Origin of the sequence: Wolbachia endosymbiont (group A) of Lasioglossum fulvicorne (assembly GCF_964028605.1) — a bacterium.
Taxonomy (GTDB): Bacteria; Pseudomonadota; Alphaproteobacteria; order Rickettsiales; family Anaplasmataceae; genus Wolbachia.
Genome location: NZ_OZ034798.1, coordinates 280,827 through 299,638, shown reverse-complemented (window position 1 = coordinate 299,638; position 18,812 = coordinate 280,827). Strand labels below are relative to the sequence as shown.

Here is an 18,812-nt window from a genome sequence, read left to right as displayed (position 1 = left end):
ATCTATAAAAAACTATCTCTATAGTGTGCGCACTATATAATATAGCAATGCAACTGAATTTCAACATCTCATTTTCTAATCTATATACTCGCAATGGATTAATAAAATTAGATGAGACATTTTTGAATTATATCAAATCGTGCGATGAAAATTTATTTTGTTCATTAATTGAAGCAAGAAAAAAAGCAGCTTCTTCTTCGATGTCATCCCAGTGTCACCCCCCGTCATCCCAGTGCTTGACACTGGGATCTAGAAAACAAGAAGGACGGTCAAGTACTGGGATGACAGATAGTCAGTTAATAATAGACCTTTCGTACTTACTTGATGAATTTATTGCAAAACTTTTCAACATTGAAAAAGAAATAGAAGAGCTAAAGAAAAAACACAATGACTTTGCTGTAATATATAAATGCAAAAGGTTATTTGTCCAACGCTACGCATTGAAGAAATACACTAATGTGGCGAATATAGATATTACTAACAAACTAAGTCATTTTCTCACTTTGCCAACAACAGAAAAAAATTTTGCCGAGCAGGTGATGCATTGGTTTGAAGATAAAGAAAATCACAAAGAAGAAATAGAACTTGCGGCACAATATGCAGTGTGGAGAGTAAAAAATAAACAGAGTATATTATTCAGTATTCATAAAAAAATCGACCATGAAAACCTCATACCATTTTCTAAAAAAGAAGTAGACAAAGTTGAAGTGCTGTATTCAAATGAAGTAAAAAGACGATATGGTTTTGACCTAACAAGCAAAAAGGTGAGTTTGAATAAAGCACTAGATAATGCTCACTACTGCATATTTTGTCATAAGCAAAGTAAGGATAGCTGCTCAAAGGGGCTAATTAATGATGACAATACTTTCAAAAAGTCTCCACTTAAAGTTGAACTGCACGGCTGCCCACTAGAGCAGAAAATATCAGAAATGAATCTGGTGAAAAGCGAAGGGTACAGCATAGCAAGTCTTGCAATTGTGATGATAGATAACCCATTATGTGCGGCTACTGGACACAGAATATGCAATGACTGCATGAATTCGTGCATATATCAAAAACAAGAACCCGTAAATGTGCCAGCAATTGAAACAAGGATTCTGGATGATGTGCTCAGTTTACCGTACGGATTTGAAATATATTCTCTGCTCAGCCGTTGGAATCCTTTAAATTTTCAGCGTTCATTGCCAAGAGAAAACACCGAAAAAAACGTTCTAGTTGTAGGCCTTGGTCCTGCTGGTTTTAATTTAGCTCATCATTTGTTGAATGATGGGCATAACGTTATCGCCATTGATGGACTAAAGATTGAACCTTTGATCGATGATTTCCAGCTAATTAAAGATTTCAAACACGAAAAATTGAGTGAACGCACGGCAGGAGGGTTTGGTGGGGTGGCAGAATATGGTATTACTTCTCGGTGGGATAAGAATTACTTAAAGATTATTAGATTACTGCTGGAAAGACGTGAGCATTTCGCACTTTATGGAGGCATTCGTTTTGGTGGCACGATTAATGTTGATGATGCTTTCAACTTGGGTTTTGATCACATCGCCCTAGCACTTGGCTCTGGCAAGCCACGAATGATCAAAATAAAGAATATACTAGCTCGTGGAGTGCGTATGGCATCTGACTTTCTTATGTCGTTACAACTGACTGGCGCTCTTAAATTTGATTCTATAGCAAATCTGCAAGTTCGTATGCCGATAGTTGTAATAGGGGCTGGGCTTACTGCGATTGACACTGCCACTGAAGCTTTAGCGTATTATCCAATTCAAGTAGAAAAATTTCTTCTTCGTTATGAGATATTAGTTGATAAGTATGGAAAGGACTGTGTTGAAAAAGATTGGACAGAAGAAGAGCACGAAATTGCGAATGAGCTCATATCGCACGCAAAATTGATCCAAGCAGAGCAAGAATTAGCAAAAAAAGAGAGTAGAGAAATAAAAATATTAGAGTTAATGCAGAGTCTTGGGGGAGTGAAAGTTGTATATAGAAAAGAGCTGAAAGACTCGCCAAGTTATCGATCAAATAGCGAAGAGGTGCAAAACGCATTATCAGAAGGGATTTACTTTATTGAAAATTTAGAGCCAGTTGAAGTTGTGACGGATAAATATAACCATGCTGAATCAATAAAACTAATAGACACAAAATCCGGCGAAATCAAACGTATAAAAGCACGTTCTATTTTTATAGCAGCAGGTACTGAGCCAAATACAGTTATTGCAACAGAAGATAAAAGGCATTTTAAATTAAGTAATGGGTATTTTACTCAATTGAATTCATTGGGAAAAGAAATAGACCCAATATTTTCTCCTAAAGTGCAAAATAAAGATAGAATATTAGTGTACAAGCAAGGCAATAAAACAATCAGCTTTTTTGGTGATCTTCACCCTTCGTATAGCGGCAGCGTCGTGAAAGCTATGGCAAGTGCTAAGAATGGTTACCCTATCATTTCTCAGCTTTTGAGTGAAGAAACGCAGATTCCAGTGTCACATGCTGGAGAACACCTGGCTAATAAAGAATTCTTCAATAGAATCAAAGAGCAATTCACTGCAAAGGTTATAAAAGTTCAATATTTAACAGACAAAGTTGTGGAAATAGTGATCAAAGCACCTCTTGCGGCAAAGAATTTTAAACCTGGGCAATTCTTTAGATTGCAAAATTTTGAAACCAATGGCAGAAAAGCCAATAATACAAACCTTGCTATGGAAGGTATAGCCGTAACCGGCACTGAAGTAGACAAAAAAAAAGGAATTATTTCCACTATTGTGCTGGAAATCGGCGGCTCCACTAATTTATGCAGACACTTAAGAGAAGGCGAGCAAATAATTCTTATGGGCCCAACTGGCAGCCCTACTGAGGTTTACTAAGTCTCAATATTAAAGTGATGCCAAATTTTATTTCAAAAAGTAAATAATTTACTAACGCTCGTGCACAAATTAAAAATAAATTATGCACGAGTGTAGCATTATGAATTAGGAATGCTATATTAAAGCTTACCTCACTATTAAAGCTATAGGTCAGATTAGATTAAAAACCTAATCTGACCGGTTTCTCTATAACCCTCTAAACTCTGATATAATTATATGATAATTAGTTTAATTAGTGGTTAATATGCAAATTGATTTTATTCATATATTGAGATAGCATAAACCATATTGGTTTTAATTATTGTGCAACTTTATAAATCGTCACTGTTACTTCTACTGACTGTATTAATAGTTATAGTCCTAAAATTACCTGAAAATTTGAGCATTGCAGTAAATTGGTCTCTCCCAATTCTAGATTTTGATTTATCTTTTCGTACCATACTAATATCTTTTTTATCAGTTGCATTTTTAGCTGTTCTACCAGCACAAAATTTGACTTTTTCAGAGATGCTATCTTTTACTGCTTACACTATTAGTTCACTTTATGCAGTTTTATCTGAACATATGATATTGGTTATAATATTCTGTGAATTAATGACCGTCAGTGCATTTTTTACTATCGCAGCTGGCTGTAGAGATAGTGAACCTGCAATAAGGTACGCTTGTGTACACTTTTTCGTTGGAGTTATATTAATAGCAGGATTGGCACTTCAAAGCACTAACCTGATAATTTTGGGTTTATTGATAAACTGCGCTTGTTTTCCTTTTTCGTTTTGGGTTGTTGATGCATATCCTGCTGCATCGCTACATGGCACTACATATCTCTCTTTATTTACCACTAAAGTCTCTTTTTTAGTGATGCTTTTACACACTTATAACCTATGGCAAGATTGTACTGAAATATTAGCGCTTGTAGGCGCCATCACTGCAATTTACAGCATTATATTTGCTTCTCTTGAGCAAAATATTCGCAGATTTTTATGCTATAACGTTGTAGGACAAATGGGCTTGCTGATTATTGCAGGAAGTTTGCTCAGTCCTTCGGAAAAAGCAATACCAATTTTGATACTGCATATAATCTTCTCTCTTGTTTATCAATCATTATTGTTTGTGGTCAGTAATTCGATTATTTCACAAACAAAAACAATTAGTTTTAATGGAGTGGGTAAACTGATGTCAATGGAAGGCATGTGTGCTATAATCGCAATACTTACAATGGCTGCATTTCCTGGAACCGTTGGATTTATCAGTAAATCATATATCACATCTGAAATTGAAATGAACACTGTTGCCTTAAAAGGGTATAAAAATTTATATAAGGTTCTAAATTTGCTTCTTCATTTAAGCGTGGGGCTAAAGTTTCTTTATTACTTATTTATTGCAAAAAGTAAGTCAAAACCTTTAGCAGAGAGGGGAGGCAAAATGACTATGATTATTTTAGCATTTATATGCGTAATCGCTGGCAATCCTTACTTACCTATTTACAATAAACCTTCGATTTTCGATTTTGTGTACAACACAAAAAATGTTTTGTCGCAATTTAATTTGTTACTATGTACCACTTTATTGTTTATTCCTTTACGCAAGTTATTTTACCCGAGAGTAAATTTTAAAATGGATGTTGATTGGATTTTTAGAGCTTTCATATCCTATATTGTCTTGCTGTTCAATCAGTTAGTCTCTAAAACTAGAGAAATGTTTGCCAGCGTAGTGCAAAACTTGACTAATCCACTTACTGGTTTATACTTTAATAATATTACTAAACTTAAAGAAGTGCTGGGTTATAACTCAGTGGGTTTTGTTTCAGCTTCTTCTCTCTTTTTAATGAGTATTCTACTAATGCTATTATGTTTAAATCGTTAACTGAAAGTTTGAATTCTGTATTTAGTAAACTGAGAGGAAAGTCAATCATTTCTGAAGATGATTTTAATCTTGCCATGCGTGAAATACGTATAGCTTTAATTGAAGCTGACGTTTCACTTGAAGTTGCAAAAAAATTCATCAACGACATTAAAGATAAAGTGATTGGGGAAAAAGTCATAAAAAGTGTTTCTCCAGCACAAATGATAATTAAAATTGTGCAGGATAATTTAGTTGCAGTTCTCGGATCAGAGAAAAGTGACTTAAATCTAGCAGTTAAACCTCCTGCTGTGATTATGATGGTGGGCTTACAAGGTGCAGGTAAAACAACTACCTCAGGAAAGCTTGCTTTAAAGCTAAAAAAGCAAAAGAAAAAAGTGATGCTTGCCTCTTTAGACATTTATAGGCCGGCTGCCCAGAAACAACTTGAGGTGCTGGGTAAACAGATAGACGTACAAACTTTATCTATAGTAATAAATGAGGAGCCTATTGCAATTACAAAAAGGGCACTGGCAGCAGCAAAGAACGATAATTATGATGTATTAATACTAGACACCGCAGGCAGGCTTCATATTGACAATAATATGATGAATGAGTTGAAAGCCGTAAAGGAAATAGCTTCACCTGCAGAAGTTATTTTAGTAGCCGACGCAATGATAGGCCAGGATGCGGTCAACATTGCCAAATCATTCAATGAGGTAATAGGTGTAACCGGCATTATTCTCACCCGTGTTGATGGTGATGCACGTGGTGGTGCTGCTCTTTCTATGAAAATGATCACCGATTGTCCAATTAAATTTATTGCTTGTGGTGAAAAATTAAGTGACCTCGATGATTTTTATCCCGATAGAATTGCAAAAAGGATACTTAGCATGGGTGATGTTGTATCATTGGTCGAAAAAGCTGCTGAGATTGTTGGTCAGGAAGAAATTGATAAGTTACAAAAGAAAGTAAAAAAGGGTAAATTCGACCTAAACGACCTAGTGGGAATGTTAAAAACTCTGAGTAAAATGGATGGCATTAGCAACATAATGAAATTCATTCCTAGTTCATTCACAAAAAAGCTAAGTAGCAGTGTGCCAGATGACAATAAAGTGAAAAAATATATAGCCATCATAAACTCAATGACCGAAAAAGAAAGGCAAAATCCAGATATTTTAAATGGCAAAAGAAGACTTAGAATTTCTAAGGGGTCCGGAACAAGTGTAACTGACGTTAATCTTCTAATTAAGCAGTATAATCAAATGAGCTCTATGGTAAATAAGTTCAGTAAAGTTGACCATAGTAAACTCAAAGAGTCTGATTTAATGGATATGCTGAGCAGAAAGTGAGTGACCTTACCTTTAGCTATATCAAAAGCCGGCTTAGGTCTCGCAAAAAATTTACAGCTTCTCTGTTTGCACTCCTAATCTTTTCTTATTGATTAACAGCAGGTTCTTTGTTACAGTTCATAGTTATGCAAGGAAACTTAAAGCCTCATGAGTTTATTTACGGCCAGTGATTTACACAATTTGGAACTGTATAGCTGAGTATTGTATATGATAATATTAATAACAAACGATGATGGCTTTGGAAGTGAAGGAATAAAATTACTCAAAGAGGTTGCACGGAATTTTGCGTCAGAAATATGGATAGTGGCCCCAGATACTGATAGAAGCGGAGCTGCAAGATCTCTTGATTATCCAGTGAAACAATCTATTGGAATAAAACAACATAGTGGAAGGGAATTTAGTGTGTCTGGTACTCCTGCAGATTGTGTCATTATTGCGCTAAATAAAGTTATGAATAAAAAACCAGGCTTAATATTGTCCGGAGTAAATATTGGATCAAATGTCGGGGACGATATTTGTTATTCAGGAACAATTGGTGCTGTAATGGAAGGTGCTGCAAGGTCTATACCTTCTATTGCGCTGAGCCAAGTTTATCATGATAAAATAGACTGGCACAATACAAAGGTTTTTGCACCAAAGGTTATTGCCAAGCTAGTTAAGGTTGGTTGGCCTAAAAACATAGTGATGAGTGTAAATTTTCCTGCTACGGAAAAAGTAAAAGGAGTAGAATTTGCTGAACAAGGTGAATATAACATTGATGGGGATTTAACTTTTACTGAAAATTCGAATGGCTCTTTTAGCTTAAATTGGTCTCGAGAGCACTCAGGCAGTGGTAGTGTAAATAAAATAAAAGAAGGATTTATTACTATCACACCAGTAAAATTAGATTTTACAGATTATGATACATTGAATGCTATGAAAAATTCTTGTGCAGACGAATTTTCTTCTATAGCTGACTGAGAAAAACATTTGCATTGCTCCTAATTAGATGTTTTCTATTGTGTTATCGCGAGCAATTATTTTTTCTTCACCTGTATCCATGTTTTTAATCTTTAAAGTTTTACTACTCAATTCTTCATCGCCAAAAATTAAAGCAGCTTTAGCATTTGCTTGATTTGCTTTTTTCATTCTGGTTTTAAGCGCTCCGCTATATTCATAGATCACATACAAATCATTTCTGCGCAATTCATTTGCAAGTGTTAGGGCATATTCTTCAGCCTCTCTACCGATTGGAATTAGGTAAATAGGTCGCTCTTCTTTCGGAGAATAATTGATTAACTCCATTATGCGCTCAATACCTCCTGCAAATCCTATCGCTGGAGTGTGTTTTCCACCCACTGAAGATACTAAATTATCGTATCTTCCACCGGCAAAAACTGCCCCTTGTGCGCCTAAATCCTCTGTAACAAACTCAAACACTGTGTGGCAATAATAATCCAAACCTCGAACTAGTTTATTGTTTACGGTATAAGGTATATCAAGAATTGTTAATCCATTTAGTATTTGTTCAAAGAAATCTGAGGACCCTTTCGTATAATAATTGCTGATTTTAGGCGCATCAGAAATTATTGATTTATCTTTCTCATCCTTGGAATCCAGTATTCTGAGTGGGTTTTTGATCAACCTATTTTTGCTATCTTCTGATAGATCATTTTGATACTTTGTAAAGTATAAGATCAAAGCTTCTCTATACTTAGTTATTGTTTCACCATCACCTAAAGAGTTGATTTCCAGCTTTACATTTTTATTGATGCCAAATTCAGTTAGTAAGTGCTGAGCGAGTGATATCAATTCAATATCAGCTTTTGGATCTTCTATGCCAAAAATCTCAAAATTTATCTGATGAAATTGCCTTTGTCTTCCCTTTTGCGGTCTTTCATAGCGAAATGCAGGTCCTGTTGAGAATAATTTTATCGGTGTTTGCAGTTTTTTTTCAATGAGTAGCCTGACAATCGCTGCAGTGAACTCAGGACGTAAAGTTATGCTCTTTCCCCCTTTATCATTGAAGCTATACATCTCTTTAGTGATGATATCTGAGCTATCACCTAAGGTTTTTGTAAAAACCTCCGTGTATTCAAATATCGGAGTTTGAGCAGGCAAAAAGCCGTATAAACTTGAGATTCTGTTTGCTGTCTGCTCAATGTATTTAAACTTGTACCATTCATCAAACAGGAGATCTTTTGTTCCTCTAACCGTTTGATTAGTCATAGTGTGGTCTCTATACCTGCAACCTCTGGTATGTGGTGGCTCAGCATATTCTGCACTCCTTGCTTTAAAGTAATTGCAGCACTTGGGCATCCAGAGCAAGCTCCTTGTAACTCAACATAAACTATTCCATCTTTATAGCCACGAAATTTGATATCACCACCGTCTTGAGCAACTGCAGGTTTGATATAACTTTCCATCAATTCTTTTATTCTATTTACAATTTCTATATCATTTTCATCGAAAAATTCCTCATCTGATATATTATTATCATTTACTCCTTCTTTATCTAGCGCTTTTCCACCTGAAGTAAAGTGATCCATGATTGTAGTTAAAATTTCTACTTTTAATGTATCCCAATTAATTCCACCCAATTTTGTTACTGAAATAAAATCATGACCAAAAAACACTCTTACCACCTGTTCTATTTGAAAAAGATTTGCTGCTAACTTGGAGTTTTTTATTTCATCTGCATTTGAAAAATCAGCCGTTTCTCCTTCGTTTAGAATTGCAAATCCAGGGAGAAATTTCAGTGTATTTGGATTTGGTGTTTCTTCAATCTGGATGAACATGTTATTTACCATGACAATTATAATTGTTACTATTTAATCATAAAATGATAAAAAAATATACATGTCATTCATCTTTTTTCTTTTTTTAGTATTCATAGTAATTACATTTGTCTTGCCTAGCGTTGTTGTATTTTTTCTTTTCCTGACAAAAAAAAATAATATGAGTTTCATGATGAACTCTATATTGAGTAAATTTTTGAACGAATTTAGTAGCAGTAGAAGTTATACTGAAAATTACACTGGTGATAACATGTCCAAGGATGAAGCATTAAAGATACTGGGGCTGAATCCTGAGGCAAGTCAAAATGAAATCAATAAAGCATATCAAAATTTAATGAAATTAGTTCACCCAGATAAGGGAGGCTCGGAATATTTTGCACAAAAATTAAACGCAGCACGTGACAGGTTGCTGAAGAGGTAATTAATATTGCTTTAAAGTTTTTATTTGTGCGTAAAGGATAAGTTGCTACAATAAAAAAATAAGATAAAAGTAGCAATGGACATGTGTTCAGAAAGGTTTAAGTTATGCAGGAAGATAACAAAAAAGAAGCAATAAAAGAAGAAAAAGGCATATTAGGATGGATAGAATATAGACTGCCTATATTTTCTTTTCTAAGACACACTGCTTCTTACCAAGTGCCAAAAAACTTAAATTATGCTTGGAACTTTGGCTCTTTGGCTGGTATAGCGCTAATTTTACAAATAGTAACAGGTATATTTCTTGCTATGCACTACACTCCGCATGTTGATTATGCGTTTAATAGCGTGGAGCGTATAATGCGGGATGTGAATTACGGGTGGTTAATACGCTACACTCATGCTGTCGGGGCATCGCTCTTCTTTATGGTAGTCTATGCTCATATAATGCGTGGGTTATATTACGGATCTTACAAGAGGCCACGAGAGATGGTGTGGTTTGTTGGTATATTTATATTTTTTGCAATGGTGGCAACTGCCTTTATGGGATATGTATTGCCTTGGGGACAAATGAGTTTCTGGGGTGCAACAGTTATAACCAACTTATTTTCTGCTATACCTTTAATTGGCAATAAAATAGTTATATGGTTATGGGGTGGTTTTTCCGTTGATAATCCAACACTTAACCGTTTTTTCGCTCTGCATTATCTTCTGCCTTTTGTTATTATTGCTTTAGCTATGCTTCATGTGATAGCTCTGCATAGGTTTGGCTCTGGTAACCCAAGTGGAATGGAGGTAAAATCAGATAAAGATACCATTCCTCTCTATCCCTATTATATAGTCAAGGATTGCATAACTTTTGGTCTGTTTTTTGTAGTTTTGTTCGCATTTGTTTTCTATGCTCCCAATTATCTTGGGCATCCAGACAATTATATAGAAGCTGATTCTATGGTCACTCCGGTACATATAGTGCCAGAGTGGTATTTTTTACCTTTTTATGCGATGCTACGTTCGATTCCAGATAAACTTACTGGTGTGCTTACCATGTTCGCGTCTATTTTAGTTTGGTTTTTGTTACCTTGGCTTGATAGATCAAAAGTTAAAAGTGGTGCTTATCGCCCGGTGTTTAAGAAATTTTTTTGGGTTTTTGCGATAAATTTTGCACTTCTTGCCTGGCTTGGAGGACAAGAGGTAAAAGAGCCTTACATCACTATGAGTAGGCTATCTACTCTTTATTACTTTGCATACTTTGTGATAATTTTACCATTGCTTAGTAAGTATGAAAAGCCAAAAGAACCACCAAAAACCTTAAGTGATTCTGTGCCGGAGATGAAGTAATGCTGATGAGAAGTATGTTAGCTATACTTTGCATATTGTTTTTTGCTAATTTTGTGTATGCAGAAGAATTCAAGCCATCGCCAAATAAAAAAATGGACTGGAAATTTGATGGAATTGCCGGATCTTTCGATAGAGAGTCAATTCAGCGTGGCTATAAAGTGTATAAAGAAGTCTGTGCTGCTTGTCATTCAATGAATAGGGTAGCATTTCGTAATTTGCAAGATGTCGGTTTTTCTGAAGAAGATGTAAAACAAATAGCAGCTTCTTATCAAGTTAAAGATGGTCCAAATGATATGGGTGAAATGTTCGACAGACCTGGAGTACCTTCGGATTATTTTATTGCACCTTTTGATTCAAAAGAGGCAGCTGCAGCAAGCAATAATGGTGCTGTTCCACCAGACTTATCGTTAATTATTAAAGCAAGGCATGATGGTGCAAATTATGTCTATTCACTGTTAACAGGCTATCAAAACGGCGAGCACGATGAGAATGATTTATATTTTAATTCGTATTTTTCAACAGGCAGATTAGCTATGGCGCCACCACTTTCTGAAGGAATGGTGGAATATGATGGTACAAGACAAGCCACAGTTGAAAATATGGCGTATGATGTGATAAATTTTTTACAATGGGCAGCAGAGCCAGAATTAGAGCGCCGGCATAAACTTGGATTAAAAGTAGTGGCGTATTTTATAATTTTAACAGTGTTTTTTGTATTAACTAACAATAGAATTTGGAGCAAGCTCTATAAAAAGAAGTGATAGCCAATTTTGCCTCAAATACAATAGACTTCTTGCATAACCATATAACATTGGGAATAGAAACGAAAAACTTACTTGACACCCTTCGCCAGCCCCCTTATCATGGAAGTGAAGCTGTTTTATTTAACTTCGCAATCTCTGCAGCAGGTTAAAATGACGAGAAAACTTGTATTTGGCGTACTATTGTTTAATTTTTTGCACTATGTGCACCGTATGTCTTTATCAAATTTCTAGGTTTTTACCTATACAAGCTGAAACGCGCTTATGAAGCGTTCAAGACATCACCCAACGTCAAATTTTAAAATAGAGAGTGTAATAACTAGCTACCACGGGTTTTCTTTGCCTTTTTTTTCTGCTTAGTAAATTTCTTAAACATTTATAGCTAAGGTTAGTTGCATTTAAAAGCAGCTAAATTGCAGCGTTTATAGCATTTCTCATAATAGTCCGAACAGGTCATAGGAAGGCAGAATCAACAGCACGACGAAAGGATTCGAATAGAGGAATGTTTTTCCTAGCTCTGTTTTTTATAGCAAACCAATGATGCTCAATTTTGTTGAAATCTGGAGAATACGGCGGCAGATACAAAATTTCTGCACCAACTCCTCTAGCAAGCTCGATAATCTTACCAGACTTATGAAAAGTAGCATTGTCAAGAATGACAGTCTGTCCAGGTTCCAAGATCGGTGTCAAAAATTGCTCAAACCATCCATTAAAAACATCCATATTACAGTGGCCTTCAAAGGTTAATGGAGCAACTATCTTTCTTCTACTTAAGGCTGCAACCATACTGATTCGTTGAGTTTTCTTTCCAGATTTTAGGCCATAAAACCGCTGTCCTTTCTGGCAATACCCATATGGATAGTCCTCTGTGTTATCAATGCCAGACTCATCTATATAAACTAAGTTTTCTGGTTCTTTTGTTGCTATAATTTTTAAGAATTCAGCACGTTTTTCTTCGTTTCTTTCCTTGTATCCATATGTCTTTTTTTGCACGTAAATCCAATTTTTCTGAGAGCCTGTTCATAATCTTTTCAGAAGTAAGGCAGTGAAAGCCAGAACGACCATTTGTAGGCTAGTATTGAGTTTTCGCTCACAATTTTTCCACAATCTTCTACATTTTTCTAACCAAGCAAAAGATCGCTCCACAACCCATCTTTTGGGCAATACAACAAAGGAATGTAATTCATTTCTTTTTATCACTTCAACGGTTGCACCAATAATCGTTTTTATTTGAGTTGCAAAATTCTCTCCAGTATAGCCTGCATCAACCAGTACATTTTTAACTCCCGAGAGGTTTTCTTTTGCATTTTCGACCATTCTCACAGCACTGCTACGGTCAGTTATCTCTGCTGTTGTTATATAAATTGCATGGGGCAAACCTTGCGTATCTACTGCAATATGGCGTTTTATTCCTGAAATCTTTTTGCCTGCATCATAGCCTTTTTCTTCAGCAGTATCTGCATTTTTTACACTCTGTGCATCAATTATGCAGAAGCTGGTTTTTTCTTTCCGACCATTGTTTTGTCGGACCACGCCAACTATTTTTTTTTAACACCAGCTCCAGAACACTTTCTTTATCTGCATCTGGTTTTTCACTCCACTTCTTAAAATAGTCGTAACAATTGCGCCATTTTGGAAACTCTTTTGGTAGCATTCTCCACTGACAACCGCTTTTCAGAACGTATAACACTCCACAAAATACATCATACAAATCAAGTTTCCTTGGTTTTGTTTTTTTTCTACAGGACTCTAGATCTGGTAACATAATCTCAAATCTTTCCCGACTTATATCACTTGGGTATAAACTCCTCATATATCCTAACTTATATATATTATCTCTTAGTTTATTCCTTTCTTGAGATCATGTACAGGTTCTTAGAACATATTTTAACTTTACCTAATATTTCAACAAAAGTCTACTTCTTACCCTTAATCAACTCTAAAGCCTTCTCCAGATCTATACTCTCAATATCTGCACTTTTGCCCAAAGCAACGTTTGTTTTACCGCATTTTATATAGAATCCGTACCTACCGTTGCAGATAAAAACTTCTTTTCCCTTTTCATTAACCCCGAGAGATTTTAACTCTTTGCGTGGACTGTTTGCAATAATTTGTACAACTTCGCTCAATTCTGTATTCAGCACCTCTTTGGAGCTTTTCTTAAGAGAAAAGTATCTGCCATCATAGAAAATATAGTACCCAAATCGCCCAAGGCCTATTTTTACTTCCTTTCCGGTTTCAGGGTGTTCTCCGATTACTTTCGGCAAGGAAAGTAACTGAGTAGCGGTGCTCAGATCAATATCATTAACATTTATATCTTTTGGTATAGAAACCGCTTTTTTCTTTTCTGACTCATTATTAAACTGCAGGTAAAGCCCAAAAGGACCTTTTTTAATTACTACCTCTTGTCCTGTTATATCATCTATACCTAAACTTTTTGGATATCCTGAATTGTCGTTACTACCTGTAATTTCTTTTGTATGGTTGCATTCAGGATAGTTAGAACATCCAAGGAACACCCCGGCTTTTCCAAAGTTCAATTTCAATATGCCATCAGAGCAAGCAGGGCATTTCGTATTCACCTCTTTTCTTCCTTCTTCTGAACAAAACCAATCGACTACCAATTTGTGAATGCCGCTGAAAACTTCATCATGCGTCATTTGCTTAACAGAGTTTACATGACCAAAAAATGGCACCCAAAAGTGGCCTAATTCTTTTTTCCAATCTGCATGTCCATTTGAAATTAAATCAAGCTTTTCTTCCATTTGTGCTGTGAAGTCATACTCTACACAACGCTGAAAAAAGGTTTCTAAAAATATAGTAACGATTTTACCGCGGCTGCTTGGAATAAATCTTTTGTTATCCAATGAAACGTACTCACGATCTTGTAATACCGAAATAATTGTTGCATAAGTTGATGGGCGACCTATACCGATTTCTTCCATTTTTTTAACGATACTTGCTTCACTATAACGAGGTGGCGGTTGAGTGAAATGCTGTTTTGGCTCAACTGAAATCAGCTTACATGCTTCCCCTTCCTTCATGGCAGGTAGCAGGCCTTCATTTTCGGCTTCCATGTTATCTTGGTAGACTTTATAAAAACCATCAAAGAATATACTTGATCCACTTGCTCGCAGAATTACTTTCTGGTCAGTAGAACTAATTTCGACTACCACTTGATCAAGGATTGCCGATTCCATTTGACTTGCAATGGTTCTTTTCCAGATTAAATCATACAATTTAAATTGCTCTGGCGTTAAGTAATCCTTAATACTACCCGGCGTTCTATTGATATCAGTTGGACGAATTGCTTCATGTGCTTCTTGAGCATTTTTGACCTTTTTTACATATTTACGAGGAGACTTCGGTAAATATTTATCACCATATAATGACTTAATTGACCCTCTAATTGAGTTTATAGCCTCATCTGCAATATGAAACCCATCTGTACGCATGTAAGTTATCAACCCTACAGTTTCACCACCAATATCGATACCTTCATATAAATTTTGCGCTATGCGCATAACACCTTTCACATTAAAATACAGTTTATTCACTGCATCTTGCTGAAGACTTGAAGTAATAAATGGAGGAAGCGGGTTTCTCTTAACTTGCTTGCGTTCTACTGTGCTTACAGCATATTGCCTTGACTCAATCTCCCTGACTAAGTTCTTTGCTTCTTCTTCATTCTTAATATCAAATTTTTCTAGCTTTTTATTGTCATAGTGGCTTAGCATAGCAAAAAAAGCCTCATCTTTGCTATTTTGCATTTCTGCCTTTATGCTCCAATACTCCTGTGTTATAAATTTACTAATTTCATCTTCTCGTTCGCATATAATCTTTAATGCAACAGACTGCACTCGCCCTGCAGACTTGCTCCCTGACAATTTTGTCCACAGCAGTGGTGACAAACTAAACCCAACTAGATAATCCAAAGCTCTACGTGCTTGTTGTGCACGCACTAAATCCATATTTATTTCACGTGGATTCTTTATTGCTTCTTGAACTGCTCTCTTTGTTATCTCATTAAAGACTACTCTATGAATGTTGCTTTTATCATTGATTGCTTTCTTTTCTTTTAATGTCTCTATCACATGCCAAGCCATTGCTTCCCCTTCTCTGTCTGGGTCTGTTGCAAGATATATATCTGATGCTTTACTTGCTGCTTTTACTAGCTCTTTTATATACTTTTCTGCTTTTTCAATGGTTTCATACTTTATAGCAAAATCATTATCCGGATCGACAGAACCGTTTTTTGCTGGAAGATCCCTCACATGTCCAAAGGATGCAGCTACTTTGAACTCTTTACTCAAATATTTACCTATTGTCTTTGCTTTCGCAGGTGATTCAACTATTAATAACGCCATATTGTTAATTATTTTAGTACTTAAAGATAATATGTTGAGAAATATACAATGAAAAGTAAAAAAATATTTTAATAGGTCTTGTGAATTTTACAAAGTAGATTGTTCACGGGTTCCAGAAAACCCTTGGACCTTGCTATTTTCAAGTGAATTTGAAGGCTTATTACGTAATATACGATTGCAGCAGCAACAAGACAACAAATTGCTCCAACTGCTATTCCCACCGCTAACATTTCTAGGTGAACTGCAATAGCTACTCCTAAAGCAACTCCGGCTATTGCCGGTGCAGAAGCAGCCACACCAGGCAGTTTACTTCTCTTTTCACTTCGTGAACTTGGTTGTATATTATTGTTCTGGATGTCATTTTCTTGATCTGAAACTAGTATTTTAGTACTGTCACTTTCAGAAGCTATGTTACTAGAGTTACCGTTGGTTGTTAAAAATTCTGGTTGTGTACTTTGTTGATTACCATTACTTTCGAGTTCTGAAGAAGCCTCACTATTACTTGCACCTATGTGTTTAATAATGCCAGTTATTTCACTTACAGGCTGAGGAACTTGCTCATCAACACTAGAAGAACAAGCTTGATCAATGTTTTGATCATCAGGGCTCTCGCTTGATAGGTTATTCTCTATAACCTTTGCAAACGCCCTTACTTTCAATGTAGGAGCATGCCTTTCTGCAAAATTTTCAAAATCTACGAAGTTAATTAGAGTGATTCCTCCATTTCCTAACTCTTTTCTAAAGTCATCTTTGTGAACTTTAAAAAAGTTTTCTATACCAGCAAATATCATTGCTTGAAAATCACGCCTATAATGCGTTGATAAAGCATCAATTAGCGGCTCATGATTGTGCAGAAAAATTTCTTTTTTTATTTCGTTAGCTTTATTAATTAGAGTATAAGCATATTCTAGATATTGCCTTTGCAAGCTTTCTTGGTTATCAAACTTATTGCGTATATCTTTATTTTTTTCCCATATGCTAGCTAGTTCATTAATGTTGCTTTCTTTTAAAAAGTCATATAGTGGCTTGTCTTCTTTTGTAAGTTTTTCAATCTCTTCCTTATACTTCCGAAGACCTTCTCTATAACTACTAGCTATATCACTATTATACTCTAGTTGAACGGAATCTTTTAACTGCAAATTATCTTGACTGATATGTAAACCAGCAGCTTCCAGTTTTGCTATATGACCTACCAGAATTTTTACCATCTTTATATGGTTATCGTTATTAGTATAATGGCGATTGTGGTAATTGTTAACAGCAAAACCTAACGATATACCTCCCCTTTTATCCCTTTTATCAATATCAGCTCCTCTATCCACCAGAGCTTTCACTATTTCTACCTGGCCACACTCAGCAGCCAAGTGTAAAGGAGTTTGTCCATATTTATCTTCTTTATTAACATCAGCACCTTTGTCGATTAAAGCTTTTACTATCTCTACATGTCCCCTTTTAGCAGCCAAATGCAATGGCGTTCTTCCATATTTATCCTCTTTGTTAACATCAGCCCCTTTATCGATTAAAGCCTTTACTATCCCTACCTGGCCTTTTTTAGCAGTCAAATGTAATGGAGTCCTTCTGCGACGTGCCATATCAACGAATGCTGAAACATCTTGCTCACCTGTTTCATTAACATCTGCTCCTTTATCTATTAGAACCTGTACATGATCTCAAGAAAGGAATAAACTAAGAGCCTGTTCATAATCTTTTCAGAAGTAAGGCAGTGAAAGCCAGAACGACCATTTGTAGGCTAGTATTGAGTTTTCGCTCACAATTTTTCCACAATCTTCTACATTTTTCTAACCAAGCAAAAGATCGCTCCACAACCCATCTTTTGGGCAATACAACAAAGGAATGTAATTCATTTCTTTTTATCACTTCAACGGTTGCACCAATAATCGTTTTTATTTGAGTTGCAAAATTCTCTCCAGTATAGCCTGCATCAACCAGTACATTTTTAACTCCCGAGAGGTTTTCTTTTGCATTTTCGACCATTCTCACAGCACTGCTACGGTCAGTTATCTCTGCTGTTGTTATATAAATTGCATGGGGCAAACCTTGCGTATCTACTGCAATATGGCGTTTTATTCCTGAAATCTTTTTGCCTGCATCATAGCCTTTTTCTTCAGCAGTATCTGCATTTTTTACACTCTGTGCATCAATTATGCAGAAGCTGGTTTTTTCTTTCCGACCATTGTTTTGTCGGACCACGCCAACTATTTTTTTTTAACACCAGCTCCAGAACACTTTCTTTATCTACATCTGGTTTTTCACTCCACTTCTTAAAATAGTCGTAACAATTGCGCCATTTTGGAAACTCTTTTGGTAGCATTCTCCACTGACAACCGCTTTTCAGAACGTATAACACTCCACAAAATACATCATACAAATCAAGTTTCCTTGGTTTTGTTTTTTTTCTACAGGACTCTAGATCTGGTAACATAATCTCAAATCTTTCCCGACTTATATCACTTGGGTATAAACTCCTCATATATCCTAACTTATATATATTATCTCTTAGTTTATTCCTTTCTTGATATCATGTACAGGTTCTTACGATGTGTTTCCCTATAAACCCCGTTCCACCAAAAATAATTACACGTTTTGTCACAATTAAAGTTCCTAATAATTTGTTACTATAAATTATAGCTCTTTTCATAGAAGTCCGGATGTGATAAGATAAGGATAGACGATGATAAGGAGGTTGAGTGCCAGCAGCATATAGTTATGACTTAAGGAAAAAAGCAATGGAAGCGCTAGAGGAGGGAGGAAGCAGAGAAACAGTGGCAGCAAGATTTAAAATTGGACGAACTACTTTATGGGAGTGGCAGCAAAGAAGAAAAGAAACAGGAGACTTTCAATCAAAAAAACTTGGAAATGGAGGTTACAATCACAAAATTACCGACTGGGATGCCTTTGCTAAATTTGCCAGAGAAAACGGAGGAAAGACTCTGTCGGAAATGGCTAAACTTTGGGGCAACGTTAGTATCCAAACGATCCACCGAGCTCTCAGAAAAATTGGATTTACGCGCAAAAAAAGACATATGGATACAAGGAAAGAAACGAAGAAAAACGTGCTGAATTCTTAGAGCCT

At 35.8% G+C, this 18,812-nt stretch carries 13 protein-coding genes and 2 pseudogenes; 8 read left to right on the top strand and 7 right to left on the bottom strand.

Annotation, left to right across the window (positions count from 1 at the left end):
* Window positions 1-47 precede the first annotated feature (47 nt).
* From ABWU71_RS01645 to surE, 4 genes are all read left to right on the top strand, one after another.
* Window positions 48-2,867 (top strand): FAD-dependent oxidoreductase, encoded by a 2,820-nt coding sequence (locus tag ABWU71_RS01645; protein WP_353284864.1) that lies wholly within the window; start codon window positions 48-50, stop codon window positions 2,865-2,867.
* Window positions 2,868-3,170: 303 nt separating this feature from the next.
* A complete protein-coding gene (locus tag ABWU71_RS01640; protein WP_353284863.1) occupies window positions 3,171-4,730 on the top strand; it encodes a proton-conducting transporter membrane subunit in 1,560 nt (519 codons plus the stop codon).
* Complete coding sequence (gene ffh, locus ABWU71_RS01635) at window positions 4,715-6,058, top strand: signal recognition particle protein (protein WP_211907703.1); 1,344 nt, start codon at window positions 4,715-4,717, stop codon at window positions 6,056-6,058. The genes ABWU71_RS01640 and ffh overlap by 16 nt, the downstream gene beginning before the upstream one ends.
* A gap of 207 nt (window positions 6,059-6,265) precedes the next feature.
* A complete protein-coding gene (surE, locus tag ABWU71_RS01630) occupies window positions 6,266-7,018 on the top strand; it encodes a 5'/3'-nucleotidase SurE (protein WP_353284633.1) in 753 nt (250 codons plus the stop codon).
* Between the two features lie 24 nt (window positions 7,019-7,042).
* On the opposite strand, the gene hisS is transcribed toward surE, so the two are convergent.
* The gene (gene hisS / locus ABWU71_RS01625) at window positions 7,043-8,266 is read right to left on the bottom strand and encodes a histidine--tRNA ligase (protein ID WP_353284632.1); all 1,224 of its coding nucleotides are present in this window, start codon (window positions 8,264-8,266) and stop codon (window positions 7,043-7,045) included.
* Window positions 8,263-8,835 carry a NifU family protein gene (locus tag ABWU71_RS01620; protein ID WP_353284862.1) on the bottom strand — a complete coding sequence of 191 codons (573 nt, stop codon included), beginning with the start codon at window positions 8,833-8,835 and terminating at the stop codon, window positions 8,263-8,265. Before ABWU71_RS01620 ends, hisS begins: the two co-directional genes overlap by 4 nt.
* Before the next feature lie 169 nt (window positions 8,836-9,004).
* On the opposite strand from ABWU71_RS01620, the gene ABWU71_RS01615 reads away from it, so the two are divergent.
* The 3 genes from ABWU71_RS01615 to ABWU71_RS01605 all read left to right on the top strand — a co-directional run bounded on the left by ABWU71_RS01615 (window position 9,005) and on the right by ABWU71_RS01605 (window position 11,351).
* Window positions 9,005-9,256 carry a DnaJ domain-containing protein gene (locus tag ABWU71_RS01615; protein ID WP_353284631.1) on the top strand — a complete coding sequence of 84 codons (252 nt, stop codon included), beginning with the start codon at window positions 9,005-9,007 and terminating at the stop codon, window positions 9,254-9,256.
* A gap of 104 nt (window positions 9,257-9,360) precedes the next feature.
* On the top strand, window positions 9,361-10,590 hold the full coding sequence (locus tag ABWU71_RS01610; protein WP_353284630.1) for a cytochrome b: 1,230 nt from the start codon (window positions 9,361-9,363) through the stop codon (window positions 10,588-10,590).
* Window positions 10,590-11,351 (top strand): cytochrome c1, encoded by a 762-nt coding sequence (locus ABWU71_RS01605; protein WP_410530546.1) that lies wholly within the window; start codon window positions 10,590-10,592, stop codon window positions 11,349-11,351. Before ABWU71_RS01610 ends, ABWU71_RS01605 begins: the two co-directional genes overlap by 1 nt.
* A gap of 453 nt (window positions 11,352-11,804) precedes the next feature.
* Here the strand turns inward: ABWU71_RS01605 and ABWU71_RS01600 are convergent.
* The 5 genes and pseudogenes from ABWU71_RS01600 to ABWU71_RS01580 all read right to left on the bottom strand — a co-directional run.
* Window positions 11,805-12,370: pseudogene (locus tag ABWU71_RS01600) on the bottom strand (IS630 family transposase); the annotation flags it as partial.
* 1 nt (window position 12,371) lies between these two features.
* Window positions 12,372-13,164 (bottom strand): IS5 family transposase gene (locus ABWU71_RS01595; RefSeq protein WP_265023453.1). Its coding sequence is split into 2 segments (ribosomal slippage): window positions 12,372-12,899 and window positions 12,901-13,164, totalling 792 coding nucleotides; the frame shifts between segments, so codons are not numbered across the junction.
* Between the two features lie 103 nt (window positions 13,165-13,267).
* The gene (gene topA, locus ABWU71_RS01590; RefSeq protein ID WP_353284629.1) at window positions 13,268-15,718 is read right to left on the bottom strand and encodes a type I DNA topoisomerase; all 2,451 of its coding nucleotides are present in this window, start codon (window positions 15,716-15,718) and stop codon (window positions 13,268-13,270) included.
* A 68-nt stretch (window positions 15,719-15,786) separates the two neighbouring features.
* Window positions 15,787-17,370, bottom strand: coding sequence for an ankyrin repeat domain-containing protein (locus ABWU71_RS01585; protein WP_353284860.1), 1,584 nt, complete (start codon window positions 17,368-17,370; stop codon window positions 15,787-15,789).
* 46 nt (window positions 17,371-17,416) lie between these two features.
* Window positions 17,417-18,209 (bottom strand): IS5 family transposase gene (locus tag ABWU71_RS01580; protein WP_353284255.1). Its coding sequence is split into 2 segments (ribosomal slippage): window positions 17,417-17,944 and window positions 17,946-18,209, totalling 792 coding nucleotides; the frame shifts between segments, so codons are not numbered across the junction.
* A gap of 217 nt (window positions 18,210-18,426) precedes the next feature.
* Here ABWU71_RS01580 and ABWU71_RS01575 point away from each other — a divergent pair.
* Window positions 18,427-18,809: pseudogene (locus tag ABWU71_RS01575) on the top strand (IS630 transposase-related protein); the annotation flags it as partial.
* Window positions 18,810-18,812 lie beyond the last annotated feature (3 nt).

Coding starts and splice junctions, on each gene's coding strand:
- ABWU71_RS01645 (WP_353284864.1), top strand. CDS start 48: ATGCAACTGAATTTCAACATCTCATTTTCTAATCTATATACTCGCAAT.
- ffh (WP_211907703.1), top strand. CDS start 4,715: ATGTTTAAATCGTTAACTGAAAGTTTGAATTCTGTATTTAGTAAACTG.
- surE (WP_353284633.1), top strand. CDS start 6,266: ATGATAATATTAATAACAAACGATGATGGCTTTGGAAGTGAAGGAATA.
- hisS (WP_353284632.1), bottom strand. CDS start 8,266: ATGACTAATCAAACGGTTAGAGGAACAAAAGATCTCCTGTTTGATGAA.
- ABWU71_RS01620 (WP_353284862.1), bottom strand. CDS start 8,835: ATGTTCATCCAGATTGAAGAAACACCAAATCCAAATACACTGAAATTT.
- ABWU71_RS01615 (WP_353284631.1), top strand. CDS start 9,005: ATGATGAACTCTATATTGAGTAAATTTTTGAACGAATTTAGTAGCAGT.
- ABWU71_RS01610 (WP_353284630.1), top strand. CDS start 9,361: ATGCAGGAAGATAACAAAAAAGAAGCAATAAAAGAAGAAAAAGGCATA.
- ABWU71_RS01605 (WP_410530546.1), top strand. CDS start 10,590: ATGCTGATGAGAAGTATGTTAGCTATACTTTGCATATTGTTTTTTGCT.
- topA (WP_353284629.1), bottom strand. CDS start 15,718: ATGGCGTTATTAATAGTTGAATCACCTGCGAAAGCAAAGACAATAGGT.